This is a genomic window from Streptomyces sp. NPDC093085 (genome assembly GCF_040683935.1).
GTDB lineage: Bacteria > Actinomycetota > Actinomycetes > Streptomycetales > Streptomycetaceae > Streptomyces.
This window is the reverse complement of sequence record NZ_JBFBFB010000012.1, coordinates 176,076-189,251: the sequence shown is the minus strand read 5'-3', so window position 1 is coordinate 189,251 and position 13,176 is coordinate 176,076. Positions and strand designations below refer to the sequence as shown.

9 protein-coding genes are annotated in these 13,176 nt (G+C 74.2%); 1 reads left to right on the top strand and 8 read right to left on the bottom strand.

The features are described 5' to 3' along the window. Nucleotides 1–98: 98 nt before the first annotated feature. Nucleotides 99–503 (bottom strand): globin, encoded by a 405-nt coding sequence (locus AB0O07_RS27815; RefSeq protein ID WP_365638143.1) that lies wholly within the window; start codon nucleotides 501–503, stop codon nucleotides 99–101. A gap of 133 nt (nucleotides 504–636) precedes the next feature. Between AB0O07_RS27815 and AB0O07_RS27810 the strand changes: the two genes are divergently transcribed. Beyond that, entirely contained in the window at nucleotides 637–1,689 is a 1,053-nt protein-coding gene (locus tag AB0O07_RS27810) for a methyltransferase domain-containing protein (protein WP_365638141.1), read from the top strand. A 90-nt stretch (nucleotides 1,690–1,779) separates the two neighbouring features. Here AB0O07_RS27810 and AB0O07_RS27805 read toward each other — a convergent pair whose 3' ends face one another. From AB0O07_RS27805 to AB0O07_RS27775, 7 genes are all read right to left on the bottom strand, one after another. Next, a complete protein-coding gene (locus AB0O07_RS27805) occupies nucleotides 1,780–3,024 on the bottom strand; it encodes an FHA domain-containing protein (protein ID WP_365638139.1) in 1,245 nt (414 codons plus the stop codon). A gap of 84 nt (nucleotides 3,025–3,108) precedes the next feature. Further along, entirely contained in the window at nucleotides 3,109–4,467 is a 1,359-nt protein-coding gene (locus AB0O07_RS27800; protein ID WP_365638138.1) for a VWA domain-containing protein, read from the bottom strand. Nucleotides 4,468–4,654: 187 nt separating this feature from the next. Beyond that, entirely contained in the window at nucleotides 4,655–6,253 is a 1,599-nt protein-coding gene (locus AB0O07_RS27795; RefSeq protein WP_365638135.1) for a protein phosphatase 2C domain-containing protein, read from the bottom strand. Nucleotides 6,254–6,256: 3 nt separating this feature from the next. Beyond that, on the bottom strand, nucleotides 6,257–8,980 hold the full coding sequence (locus tag AB0O07_RS27790; protein WP_365638133.1) for a tetratricopeptide repeat protein: 2,724 nt from the start codon (nucleotides 8,978–8,980) through the stop codon (nucleotides 6,257–6,259). Between the two features lie 82 nt (nucleotides 8,981–9,062). Continuing rightward, complete coding sequence (locus tag AB0O07_RS27785) at nucleotides 9,063–10,394, bottom strand: hypothetical protein (RefSeq protein ID WP_365638130.1); 1,332 nt, start codon at nucleotides 10,392–10,394, stop codon at nucleotides 9,063–9,065. 82 nt (nucleotides 10,395–10,476) lie between these two features. Further along, complete coding sequence (locus AB0O07_RS27780; protein ID WP_365638273.1) at nucleotides 10,477–11,448, bottom strand: glutamate ABC transporter substrate-binding protein; 972 nt, start codon at nucleotides 11,446–11,448, stop codon at nucleotides 10,477–10,479. A 113-nt stretch (nucleotides 11,449–11,561) separates the two neighbouring features. Then, nucleotides 11,562–12,881, bottom strand: coding sequence for a hypothetical protein (locus tag AB0O07_RS27775; protein WP_365638271.1), 1,320 nt, complete (start codon nucleotides 12,879–12,881; stop codon nucleotides 11,562–11,564). Nucleotides 12,882–13,176 lie beyond the last annotated feature (295 nt).

Here is a 13,176-nt window from a genome sequence, read left to right as displayed (position 1 = left end):
CCACGCCGCTGCCCCGCTCCCGTACGCGACAGGAGCGGGGCAGCGGCATAAAGGGGTACGGGGGTACGGGCGGGGCGTACGGGGCGTACGGGGCCGGGTCAGCCCGCCGTGTTCACCATCGAGGCGGCGGCGTAGGTGAGGTAGTCCCAGAGCTGCCGCTCGTGCTCCTCCGCGAGCCCCAGCCCATCCAGCGCCACCCGCATGTTCCGCAGCCAGGCGTCGTGCGCCGCGCGGTCGACCGGGAACGGGGCGTGCCGCATCCGCAGCCGGGGGTGGCCCCGGTTCTCGCTGTAGGTGCGCGGGCCGCCCCAGTACTGCATCAGGAAGAGCGCGAACCGCTCCTCGGCCGGACCCAGGTCCTCCTCCGGGTACATCGGCCGGAGCAGCGGGTCCTCGGCGACCCCCTGGTAGAAGCGGTGGACCAGGCGCCGGAAGGTCTCCTCGCCGCCGACCTGCTCGTAGAAGGTCTGCTCCGGCAGCGTGTCGCGCGGAATATCGTTCACCGCTCCATCGTCTCAGACGCGGCGGCGGAGGACCCCGGTCCTAGGACTTCTGTTCGGCCCGTCCGCTGTCCGTCCGCTGCGCGTTCCTTGCCGTCCGTTCGCTTCCCGGGCGCTCAGCCAGGACAGTGGAGAGATGGGCGCACACCGGGCCGGCCCGTACGGCCCCGACGAGGCGGCCGCCCTGGCGGCGCGCGCCGGTCTGCTCCGGGAGATCGCGCTGACCGGGGCGCTGGACGAGCCCGCCTGGCGGGCGGCGTTCGAGGAGGTGCCGCGCCACCTGTTCGTGCCGTACTACTTCGTCAGCAGGCCCGGCGGCTGGGACCGGCTCTGGAGCGGCGACCCGGACCCCGGGCGCCGGAGGCGCTGGCTGCGCGGCGCGTACGCGGACGCCCCGCTCGCCGTCCGGGTCCGGGACGGCGAGCTGATCTCCTCCAGCAGCCAGCCCTCCCTGATGGCCCGCATGCTGGTGGAGCTGGAGGTACGGGACGGTGACGACGTCCTGGAGATCGGCGCGGGCAGCGGCTACAACGCGGCCCTCCTCGCCCACCGGCTCGGCGACTCCCATGTCACCACCATCGACCTGGAGCCGGAGATCACCGAGTCCGCCCGTACCCATCTCGCCGCCGCCGGGTACCGGCCCACCGTCGTCACCGGGGACGGGGCGCGCGGGGTCCCCGAGCGGGCGCCGTACGACCGGGTGATCGCGACCTGCACCCTGCCCGCCATCCCGCACGCCTGGATCGCGCAGTGCCGCCCAGGGGCCCGGATCCTGGCGCCGCTCGCCACCGGCCTGGTCGTGCTCCGGGTGACCGGGACACCGTCCGGCCGGTACGCGGAGGGGCACTTCCTGCACACCGCGGCGTACTTCGTCCCGCTGAGGGGCACCCCGGCCAGGCGCCCCGTACCGTACCGCTCACTGGGCGGACTGCCCCGGCGGGCGGGGGAGAACGAGCTGTTCCGCTTCCTTCTCGCCCTGACGGCGGGCCGGCTCGACCCGCGCGAGGCGCTCTCGCTCTGGGAGCGCGAGCGGCGCCCGGAGCGCGAGCGGTACGGCGTCACCGTCACCGAGGAGGGCGAGTGGGCGTGGCTGGACGACCCGGCGGGCCCGTATGTCTGGCCGCTCGGACCGGACGTACGGTCCTACGGCTCAGGGGCCGCGTCCGGAGAGTCCGGAGGCGGCCCCTGAGCGGGTCCCGAGCAAGTCCCGTGCCGGTCCTGCGCGGGTTCTGAGCGGTGCCGGCAGGACCCGGCAGACCCGGCATGTCGGTCCCGGATGTCAGTCCCGGTGGATGGTGATCGTCGTCCAGGCGCCCACATGCACCCGGTCGCCGTCCGCGAGCGGGACGGGGACGAACGGCTGTATGGGGTCCTCGGCGCCGTTGAGCGTCGTGCCGTTGGTCGAGTTCTGGTCGACGACCGACCAGCTCCCGTCCGGCTGGTGGACCAGGACCGCGTGCTGGTGCGAGACGCCCGGGTCCTCCGGCGGCACCGACAGGTCGATGTCGGGCGACTGTCCCGTGGAGTGCCGGCGGCGGCCGATCGCGATCTGGTTGCCGGTCAGCGAGAGCCGCTGCTCGGGCGAGAACGCGGGCAGGTTCAGCCCGGTGGCCTCCGGGCCGCTGCGCTGCATCATCGCCATGAAGTACTCACGGTCCGGCCCGATGACCGCCGTCCAGGTCGGCTGCGGACCCGGCGGCCGGTACTGCCCCGGATCCTGCGCCCCGGTGGTCCCGGTCCCGGGACCGCCGTGCGGACCCTGCGGCGCCGGGACAGGGGACGAGACCGGTGCCGAGAGCGGCGAAGCGGCCACGGGCGGCGCCAGCGACCAGTCGTCGTCGGCCTTCGGTACGGCCGGAGCGGGCGCGGCGGGCGCGAACGCGGCGGCGGGCGGCGGGACCGGCGCCTCCTCCCGCTGGTACGGCGGGGGCGGCGGCGGGCCCTGGTGGTACGGCGGCGGGGCGGGCGGCCCCGGCTGCGCGAAGTCCGGCCGTGAGTAATCCGGCACCGGGGGCGCCGGCGGACCCCCGTGCGGAGCGCCGGGCGGCACCGACTGCTCCGGGGAGAGGGCCTCGGCGGGACGGTTGAGCTGCGAGGGGCGCGAGCTCTGGTACTCGAACGGATCCGGCGGCCGGGGCGGCTGCTGCTGCGCCTGGAAGCCGGGCGGCAGGTTCAGCCCGGGCACCGGACCGGTGGAGCCGGGCCCCCCGACGGGACCGGAGGGACCCGGGTGCGGCGCGAGCGGGGTGTACGAGGTCGCCGTGTTCGTGAGGAAGTTCCAGCGGCACTCCTCACAGAACGGGGCCATCGCCTCCCGGGGCGTACGGCACTGCGGGCACAGCTCGGGCTGCGCGGCGGCCGGCTCCGGGCCGCCCGGCGGATAGCCGTAGCCGGGCGCGGGCGGCGGCGGGGGAGGGGGCGGGGGAACGGCGCCCGCCGGGGCACCGGGGCCGGCCATGCGGTGTCCGCAGACCTCGCACCAGTCCTCGGAACCCGACTGGTGTCCGTTCGGGCAGGTCGGCATGTCGGCGCTTCCTCCTCTCGTCCGGCCCATGGGCCGCTCTCCAAGCGGTCCGTGGACCGCTCTCGCTTGCTTCGCTGATGTCGCTTACTTCTTGACGCGAACAGTCTTCGTGGAACGCGTTTCGAGGGTCATCTCGTCCGCATCCGCGACTTTCGCCTTCAGTCGCACAGTACCGGTCGCCGCATCGACCACGTCGACCACCTTCGAAAGCAGTTTCGCAGTATCCGCGTTCCCGGAGGACGCGGCCAGTTGAACAGCCCGTCCCAGTTTGGCGGTAGCGCCGTCGAAATCTCCCGATTTGCGGGCGTCCAGCCCCTGTTGGATGACCTGCGCCAGCTCCGCCTGGCCCGTGTAGTGGGCGACCTGGGGGTTGATCGAGGTGGAGGCCGCCATGTCATCCGTCCACACCGCCCGTACCAGCCCTTGGGACAGCACCTCGGGGGCGCCGCCGCCCGGCGCCGGCAGGATCAGCGAGACCCGGGCGGCGAGCATCTCCTGGCCGATGCCCGCCTCGGGGACCCGTACGCACACGTGGTAGTCGCGCGACTCGTCGCCCCAGGAGCCCGTCGGGTAGTCCCCGGAGCGGGGCCCCGACTCGGTACGCCGGCCGGTCAGGTCCTCGACGGTCGGCGCGACCTGCTTGACGAAGACGATCTCCACCCCGACCGGGGTCCAGAGCCGCAGGGCGACATCCGCGACCTCCTTGCCCATCGCTTCGGCCATCATCTCGGTGAAGTCCGCGGCCAGCCCCGCCGGATCCGCGACGATGTCGGCGGTGCCGAGCAGCGCGGAGGCGATCGAGGTGACCTCCTTCACCTCCCAGTCCGTCCCGACGCCCCGGGCGTCACAGGTGAACCGGCCCGCGCAGCTCTCCAGCGTGTCCCGGAGATCCTGCGGGGACTCGTGCTCGTTGCGCCCGTCGGTGAGCAGGATGCCGTGCCGGATCTCCACATCGGCCGAGGCGAGCAGCCGGTCGGTGAGGCGGAGCCAGGTGCCGATCGCCGTACCGCCGCCCGCGCCGAGCCCGCGCAGCGCCTCCTTGGCCGCCGCCCGGGTGCGCGGGTCGGCGACCGCGAGGCGCCCGTCACCGGGGTAGACCTCCTTGGCCACATGCGTACCGGCGACGATCGCGAAGGCGACCCCGTCGCGGAGCGTGTCGACGGCGGCGGCCGTCGCGTCCCGCGCGTTCCGCATCTTCGTCGGCGGGTAGTCCATCGAACCCGAGCAGTCGACCATGATCACCACGGCCGCCTTCGGGTTCGGCCCGGGGACGGCGGAGGCCGTCGCCGTGGGCGCCAGGATCGGTATCCCGCCGGTCGTCCCGCCCCCCGTCGAGGTGACGGTGACAATCGCGTTGACATCGCGCCCGCCCTCGGGCAGGTAGGCGTTCTGGTACACGTCGACGGAGAACTGCGGCACGTTCGACTTGGAGAAGTTCGCCATCTGTATCGGCTCCTTGACGCTCCCCTCGGCGGAGAACTCCCGGGGATGAGTCGGTGGCTTGTAACGGTCGGAAGAACGGGGGAGAGGGGGAACGGGCGGGGGACGGGGCGGAGCGGCGGGCCCGGCCGGTGCGCCGAGGGCGCGGGCGGGGCAGGGCCCGCGCCGTAGAGGCCGCGCGGCCTCGTACTCACGCGGATCCTGCCCCCTGCGGTGGGAGGGCGAACGGCACCACGGCCACTGTTACGTTGTCGTGGCCCCCGCCGTCGAGCGCGTGCCCGACCAGCACCCGCGCCGCGTGCAGCGGGCGCAGGGCCGCGTCGGCGGGGAGCGCCCTCGCCATCTCGTCGGCGCCCTCCGCGTAGTTCCACAGCCCGTCCGTGCAGACCACCACGACGCCGGGGCGGTCCGGTTTGAACGACGCCGTGTGCGGCTCCAGTTCGTACGCGTCGGCGCCGAGCCAGCCGGTGATCGCGTGGGCGCGCTCGTCGGCGTACGCCTCGGCCTCGTTCATCAGCCCCGCCGCGACCATCTGCGCGGCCCACGAGTCGTCCTCGGTGAGCCGGGCGGGCGGGGCGCCCCGGTCGTCCGGGACCCAGTACGCCCTGCTGTCGCCGATCCAGCCGACGACCAGCAGCCCGTTCGCGACGACGGCGCTCACGATGGTGCAGGCGGGCGCGTTCTCCTGGTGATGGTGGTGGTCGCGGGCCGGGGCCGCCGTCGTGGCCAGCGCGTTGACCGCCTCGGCGGCGGCCACGATCGCCTCGTGCATCCCTTGCTGCGGATGCGTACCGCGCTCCAGGGCGGCCAGCAGCGAGGCGTTCGCCGAAGCGGAGGCGGCGGCCGACGCCTCGTCCGGGCGGGTCGCCGAGGAGACGCCGTCACAGACCACCGCCACCACGGCGGGCGAACCGTCCGGCAGGGCGGCGGAGGAGACGGCGAACGCGTCCTCGTTACGGTGATGACGCAGCCCCCGGTCGCTGACGGCGGCCACCGTGTCCAGCTCGCGTTCCATGTGGTCGCGCTCGCGCGGCTGGGCGTGCCCGCAGTTCTCGCAGTAGCCGTCGGTGTCGACCCGGCCGGCGCGGCACGCGACGCAGATCTTCACCTTGGCGGCCGGGGCGCCGCCCCGGGCGGCGCGCGGGTCGGCGGTGGCGGCGGGCGCCTCGGGCGGACAGGGCACGCCCTGGGACGCCGCCGGAGCCGCCGGGGAGGCGGCGGGGGTACGGGTCTGGGCCGGGGCCTGGTGCGACGGTACGGCGGCCACCGGGGCCGGAGCCGGAGCCGGAGCGGGGTGCGGCGCGGCGAGCGGGAAGTCGCCCGCGTGGTCCGGCAGCGGGGTGCCCTGGGAGTCGAGCCCCGGCACGTCCTCCGGTAGCTGGACCGGGGCCGGGGTGCCCGAGCTGTCCACCCCGGAGGCCGAGGGCCATGCGACCCCGCCCGCCGGGGCCGCCGGTACCGGGGGAGCGGCGGGCGGCGCGGGCGGCACCGGCGCCGCCGCCCGCGCCGGTGCGGCCGGTGGTGCCGGTGGGAGGGGCGGTGCGGCCTGGCCGGCCGGGGGAGGAGGCGGTGCGGGCGTGGCGGCCGGTGCGGCCGGTGCGGGGGCGGCGGGCGGGCGCGGGTCGGTCCGGCCCGCACCGTGCATGACCAGCGTGGGGTGATCGTCCGGCTGCTGCCGGGCGGCCGACAGGTCGTGGCCGCACCCGCCGCAGAACAGGTCACCGGACTCCACCGGCTCCTCGCAGCTCGGGCAGGTCGGCAGATCGGCCGACCGGTGCATCTGGGACATCAATCACACCCACGTCCGGGGGCGGAAACGGTTGGCCCGTTCCACCAGTTCGATCCTCTCCTCGCCACCCTGAGCGAGCCGGGCGAGTACCCGGTACGAGCGTTCCAGTCCAAGACGCAGACCACGCTCGTCCAGTTCGCTGCCGAGCAGCACACTCTCGACCGGACGCGCCTCCGGGCCACCGGAGAGTACCCAGTCCAGAGCGGTGCCCAGAACCTCCGTCGACAACTGCTCCCGCCGTACCGCGTCCAGATCGAAGCGCTGGAGCGCGGAGACCTGGTGCGCCGCCGCCGTCAGATCCTCGATCAGCGCGGGCTCCGCACCCCCCGGACCTGACCCCCGCACGGCGGAGCGCTCGCGCAGCCGGGCCCGTACGGCCGCCACCCGCGCCGCCGTGTAGTGGATCGACGCCTCGGGCACCGACTCCAGCGCCGCCACCGCGCCGCCCCTGTCACCGGCGGCGAGCAGCACCCGGGCCAGCCCGAACGCGGCGCTGACATGGCTCGGGTCCGTCGCCCACACCAGCCGGTAGTACTCGGCGGCGTTGTCGAGCTGCCCCAGCACCTCGGCGCAGACCCCCAGCGCCAGCTTGGGGGCGGGTTCGCCGGGGAACGCGTCGTAGATCGCGTCGAAGGAGAGCGCCGCGCTCTCGTGGTCGCCGCTCGCCAGCGAGACGATCCCCCGGTACCAGACCACCCGCCACTCGTCGCCCCGGTCCTCCTCCAGCAGGTCCAGCAGCCCGACGGCGGTGGCCACCTCGCCCAGCTCCAGCCGGGCCCGCACCTCGCGCAGCCCGCGCTCCACGGAGTCGGCCGGGGCGGCGGTCAGCGCCGTGATCAGCTCGGCGGGGGCGGTGGCCATCAGAGCGGCGAGGAACCCCGCGTTCGGATCCGCCGGGTCGACCCGGGGCACGGGCAGCGCCAGCGCGGTCGCCGCCGCGTCGAGCGGCGCCAGCCGGGGCCCCGGCCCGCCGTACCCCGGCTCGTCCCCGCTCCGGGGCGCGGGCAGCGGCGGCAGCGGAGGGAGCGCGGGAAGCGCGGGATCGGCGGCCGGGGGCGGGGGAGCGACGGGGAGCGCACTCCCCGGGAGCGCCCCGGCGGCAGGGAGCGCCCCGGCCAGGGACCCCGTGGCCGGGGCCCCGGCCTTCGCACGCCGCCCGAAAAGGCCGCCCTGCGCCGCCGGACGGGCCCCGAGCCGCGAGACATCCTCCGTCAGCTCCGCGAACAGCTCCGTGTCCGTGACCCGCAGCTCGGGGCCGAAGAGGGTGGAGAGCGCCGGGCGCGGACGCCCCGTCTGGAGCGCGACCACCTCCCGCAGCACCCCCGTGAGCTGCTCCGCCATCTCCTGCGCCGACGAGAACCGCTGGGCCGGATCCGGGTCGGTCGCCCGTACCAGCAGCCGGTAGAACGACTCGTACCGGCGGAAGACGTCGATGTTCTCCGGGTCGGGCAGCGAGTCCACGAACACGTTCGTGTAGCCCTGGAAGTCGAAGGTCAGCACCGCCAGCGTGCGCGCCACCGTGTACAGGTCGGAGGCGACCGAAGGCCCCACCTCGGCCACCTCGGGGGCCTGGTACCCCACCGTGCCGTAGATCGCCGACTCGTCGTCGTCCATCCTGCGGACCGCGCCCATGTCGATCAGCTTGAGCTGGTCCTCGGTCTGTATCGCGTTGTCGACCTTGAAGTCGCAGTACAGCAGGTTCCTGCTGTGCAGATGGCCCAGCGCCTCCAGCGCCTCGATCCCGTACGCGCACGCCTGCTCGACCGGGAGCGGGTCGCGTCTCCCGGCGCTCGTACGCCGCTCGTTGGCGATCTCCTTGAGCGACTTGCCGCCCACGTACTCCATGACGATGTAGCCGTCCAGGGAGCCCGTGCGCTGGTCGAGGTGTTCCACGAAGTTGTAGATGCGGACGATGTTGGCGTGCTCGATCTCGGCGAGGAAGCGCCGCTCCGAGATGGCCGCCTCCATGGCGTCCTGGTCCCCGGTGTCCAGCAGGCCCTTGAGGACCACCCAGCGGTCCGACACGGCGCGGTCGACGGCCAGATAGATCCAGCCGAGCCCGCCGTGGGCCAGACACCCCACGACCTCGTACTGCCCGTGCACCACATGGCCCGGGTGGAGCTTGGGCACGAACGAGTACGGGTGGCCGCACTTCGTGCAGAACCCCTCCGTACGCCCCGGCCGGCCGCCGCGCGCCCGGCCCACCGGAGCACCGCAGTCCGAGCGCGAGCAGTACCGCTTCCGCTCGGGCACCTCCGGGCGCTCCATGACGGCGGAGCGCGGGTCGGGGCGCGGCACGTCCGGTACGGCGACCAGACCGGCGCCGAGCCTGCCCCGCCCCGAGGAGGAGGTGGCGGAGCCGGAGCTGCGCACCGAGACCGAGCGGGCCGAGAGCCGCCCCGACACCGAGCGCGAGAGCCGCCCGGACACCGAGCGTCTTGACGTCGACGAACGCGATGAACGCGACGAGCGCGACGAACCCCCGGACGCGCGGGCCGAGTCCCCGGAGTTCCCGCTCCCCGGCCCCGAGCCCGACCCCTTCGCCGAGCCGCCCCCGGAGCCGCCGTCCACACCGCCGCCGGTGATCCCGGTGGGCGGCGAGTTCAGCGACCCGTTGGGGGAGACGACGGGGGCCAGCCCGCAGGTGTCGCAGTACAGCTCACCGCCGCCCATGTCCTCGTACGAGCCCTCACAGCCGGGGCGCTGGCACGCCGTGTTCCCGCTCATCCGTCCCCCCGCTCCCCTGCTGTCGTTCCGTGCTCCGTCGAACCGCCGCCCGTGGTGGCGACGGCGGTGGTACGGGTGACTCTCATGGCGCACCCCTGCGGTCGGTCGGACCCGGTGGCCCGCCCGGTACGAGCGTGTCCGCGGCGGCCTGCTGGTAGCGGAGCACGGCCTGCTCGGCGACGCGGAGATCGCAGGGCGCGCTCCACAGCATCCGGCGCGCCACGTCGTACCGCTCGATCAGCAGCGGGTCCTCGGCCATGCCGTGCCGGGCCACCTTCGCCTTGTACGCGTCCAGCCTGCCGCGCAGCTCCGCGCGGACCGCGAGCGGCGCCGTGACGGCGGTCAGCGACTCGCGGGCCCGCAGCAGCTCGTCCTCGGCCTCCCGCTCCAGCGACTCCAGGAGCGGCGAGAGCCGGTGCCACTGGGCGTGCCTGCGGTACTCCGCGGCGGCCGAGAGGCGTTCGTGGAGCGCGGTGGGCGGGCCGCTCACCGCGGGCACCTCCGACGCCGCGATCTTCGCCAGCACCTCGCCCCGCGCCGTGCGCGCCTCGGCCAGCGTGCGGTCGGCCCGCGAGAGCACGTCCCGGAGCCGGATCAGCCGCTCCTCGGAGTCCTGGCGCACCCGCAGCACCGCGTCGATCTCACCCCGTACGTCCTCCAGCGCCCGGGCCGCCCGGTCGTACCGCTCGGTGTCGGGCCGGCCGCCCCCCGGGGCCGAACTCCCGGACGCCGGGCGCCAGAAGGAGAGCGGATCGGAGATCACCTGGGCGCGCAGCGCGGTCAGCTCATGGGTGATCGACTCCAGGTCGTCCCCGGCCGGGTGCTCCCCGGGCCGTACGCCCACCGAGTGCGCCAGCGAACGGGTGCGCCGCAACTCGGCGGAGAGCAGGTCGATCCGGGCGGGCAGCGCCGACCAGACGGCGTCGGCGGCCACCACCATGTCCAGCGACCCCGCGTACAACTCGTTCATCCGCGTCACCAGTTCGGCGAGCGTGAAGTGCTCGGAGAGCCGGGCGGGCCCGGTGAACCCGGGCAGCGCGCGGCCGGGCCCCGCGACGGTGACCCCCCGGCCGCGCAGCGTCTCCGTCAGCTCCAGCAGGTCCTCCCGGTTCGGCCAGCGCCGCCGGGCGCGCGCCTCACGGGCGCCGGTGAGCGCGGCGGTGTACGCGTCGAAGTACGACCAGAGCAGCGTGATCGACTCCTCGGCGGTGGCCCACCGGTCCTTGGTGACCCCGGTCAGCTCGGCGCCTTCGAGCAGCCGGCGCCCCGCGTGGTCCTGGAGGGCGAGCAGCGAGGTCTCGATCGCCTCGTGCTCCGCTTCGAGGCGCGCCAGGGCACGGTCCACCTCGTCCCGGTCCAGCACCGGTCCCGGTGTCCCCTCCACCGCGTCGGGAAAGGAGCCCGTACCGCTCATCGATCACCTCTCCGCTCCGCTGTGACCCGCCGTGATCCGTACGTCCTTCGCCCCCGCGGCGCCGGCCCTCGCCCCGGCCGCCTCAGCCGTCCCGGTACTTGGCCTCGGGCGGCGCCGTTATCCCCGGCAGCACCGACTTCAGCCAGATGTCGTACGAGCGCATCCAGGGGCTGTTCGCCCCACCGGCGCGATACCCGTCCAGCACCTTGTTCACCCGGGCCACCAGGTCGTCGTTGCCGAGCTTGGCCGCCACCCCGTAGTACTCCCGGTCGAGCGGCTCGCCGACCAGCTCCACCGCCGGGTCCTGGGCCGCCTGACCGGCCGCCAGCGCGTTGTCCGTCACCACCGCGTCCGCCTGGCCGAGCTGGAGCCTGACCAGGCAGTCGAGCTGGTTGTCCACCGTGAGCTGGTTCTCGTCCTCGTCGGTTCCGTCGTGCTCGTCCTTGAATATCGCCCCGAACGAGTTCTTCTCCAGCGCCTTGTACGCCGTCGAACCGTCCGCCGTGCAGACCCGCTTGCCGGCGAGCGACCGGTTGAACCCGGTGATCGTCGACCCCTTCGGGGCGAGCACCTGCTGGCCCGTCTGGAAGTACGCCGTCGAGAACGCCACCTGCTCGGCCCGGTCACAGGTGATCGTCATCGTCCTGACGACCAGGTCGACCGTGCCGTTCTCCAGCGCCTGGATCCGCTGATTGGTGGGGATGGCGCGGAAGATGACATCGTCCTCGCTCCCGAGGATGTCCTTGGCTATGGCGCGGGCGAGGTCGATGTCGAAGCCCTGGGGCTCCTTGGTGTCCGGGTTGAGATACCCCCACCGGTAGCTGTTCTGGTCCACCCCCACGACCAGCTTCCGGTTGGCGCGGGCCTTGATCTTCTCGATCGACGGGCCGTCCGCGCCGGAGGCACGCACGCTGCGCTCCGGCTCCCGGCACTCGTCGGCCGCCGCGGGCACCGCCGTGGCCGTGCGCTGCGCGGCCTCCTGCGGGGCCCGGGAGACCGAGTGGGAGAGCGGAAGCAGGGTGAGCGAGGCCGTCAGCACACAGGCACCCGCCATCGCCGAGACGCCGCCCCAGCCCCGCAGCCGGCCGAAGAACCGGCCGAGCGGCCGGCGGCCGACCGCCGCCCGGAACACGCCGAGCCTGTCCCTGGACTCCATCTCTCCCCCTCTCACCGGTACTCCGAAAGCCTGCGGCCTATGCCGAGGATCGCGCCCGCCGCCGCCACCAGCGCCAGGACCGCCGCCCCGGCCGCCAGCCCGGTCAGCGCGTTCCGGCCGGCCGAGGCCGCCGCGTCGAACTCCTTCTGCTCCTGCGCCAGCGCGCCGCTCAGAGCCCGGTCCACCTGGTCGAAGGAGTCCCCCGTCGACCCCTTGGCACCGATGGCCCGCTCCACCGCCGCCCCGTAATCACCCGCCTGGTCGGCCTCCCTGACCGACGCGTGCCGCTCGCGCCACTGGGAGACCGCCGACAGCGCCTCGTTCACCGGTCTGCCGCCCGCGCTGTTGTCGGCGAGCTTCTTCGCCTCGCCGAGCGCGGTGGTCAGCTCCTTCATGCCCGTCGCGTAATCCGTCTCGTACTTGTCGTTCTTGCCGTCCGCCGTGAGCACAGCGCCGCGCGCCACCAGGGTCAGGTTCTCGTTCGCACGTGCCTTGAGCGAGCTGATCCGCGCGTCGTTGAGCACCTTCAGCGACCGCTGCCCCTGGGTCTGGGCGTTGTTCAGCTCCGTACGCGCGACGGTCTGGCCGGCGGCGAGCCAGAGCAGCAGGACCGTCGCCCCCGCGGTGGCCGCGAGCAGCCCCTGGTTGAAGACGCGGTTGGTACGGCGGTAGTTGCGCCGCTGTGCCCACCCGAGCACGCCCAGCGCCACCACCCCGACCGCCAGCGAGAGATACGGCCAGAGCCGCGCGTCGTCGTTGTCCCGCGCCAGCCGGTCCGTCTCCGCCGCGTACAACTTCTCGGCGGCGGGCAGCAGTTCCCGGGTCATCTGCTCGTTCGCGTACCGCAGATAGGCGCCGCCCAGCGGCAGCCCCTGCCGGTTGTTGGCCCTGGCCTGCTCGACCAGGCCGGTGTAGCGGGGCAGCCCCTCGTTGATCGTCTGTATCTGCCGGCCCGACTCGCTGTCGACGGCCGTGTGCGTCGCCGCCTTGATCAGCAGCTCCGACGCCTCCTTTATGTCTTCCTCGTACCGCTTCCGCACCTTGGCCGGCTCCTGGCCGCCCGCGAGGAAGCCGCTCGTCGTGGCCGCGTCGGCGTCGGCCAGCGAGCGGTAGATGTCCGCCGCGTCCGCGCTCAGCGGCTGACTGCGGCTCACCACGTCGTCGGCCGCCCCGTGCCGGTCGCTGACCTCCCAGGCCGTGACCGCGCCGAACGCCACCACCAGCAGCGCCAGCGCCGCGCCGATGATCCTCAGCCGGCCCGGCTCGGTCGTCGCCGCGGCCCGCAGCCGGTCCGTCGTCTCCCACCACGCGGCACGGCGCGCGGGCGGCATCGCGGGCCCCGGCCCCGCACCCGGCGGCGCGGGCGGCCGCGCCGGCGCGCTCTCCGGAGCCGACGGTGGCGCGGTGCGCACATTCGGCGGATATGTCACGTGACCTCCCCCTCGGTCATGGACGACGGCGGCCCGCACCCCGCGGGCCGGGGGACAGCTCTCGGCGAGCAGTATGGCCGCAGGTACCGACAACTGCGCAAGAGCTGACTGGATCTTGTCCGGGATCTTGATGATGAAGTCCGGTGGACTCCGCGCCCGGCCGGGATCCGACCTCCCCACCATGAATACGCCCGGA

Coding starts and splice junctions, on each gene's coding strand:
- AB0O07_RS27810 (WP_365638141.1), top strand. CDS start 637: ATGGGCGCACACCGGGCCGGCCCGTACGGCCCCGACGAGGCGGCCGCC.
- AB0O07_RS27805 (WP_365638139.1), bottom strand. CDS start 3,024: ATGCCGACCTGCCCGAACGGACACCAGTCGGGTTCCGAGGACTGGTGC.
- AB0O07_RS27800 (WP_365638138.1), bottom strand. CDS start 4,467: ATGGCGAACTTCTCCAAGTCGAACGTGCCGCAGTTCTCCGTCGACGTG.
- AB0O07_RS27795 (WP_365638135.1), bottom strand. CDS start 6,253: ATGTCCCAGATGCACCGGTCGGCCGATCTGCCGACCTGCCCGAGCTGC.
- AB0O07_RS27790 (WP_365638133.1), bottom strand. CDS start 8,980: ATGAGCGGGAACACGGCGTGCCAGCGCCCCGGCTGTGAGGGCTCGTAC.
- AB0O07_RS27785 (WP_365638130.1), bottom strand. CDS start 10,394: ATGAGCGGTACGGGCTCCTTTCCCGACGCGGTGGAGGGGACACCGGGA.
- AB0O07_RS27780 (WP_365638273.1), bottom strand. CDS start 11,448: ATGGCGGGTGCCTGTGTGCTGACGGCCTCGCTCACCCTGCTTCCGCTC.
- AB0O07_RS27775 (WP_365638271.1), bottom strand. CDS start 12,881: ATGCCGCCCGCGCGCCGTGCCGCGTGGTGGGAGACGACGGACCGGCTG.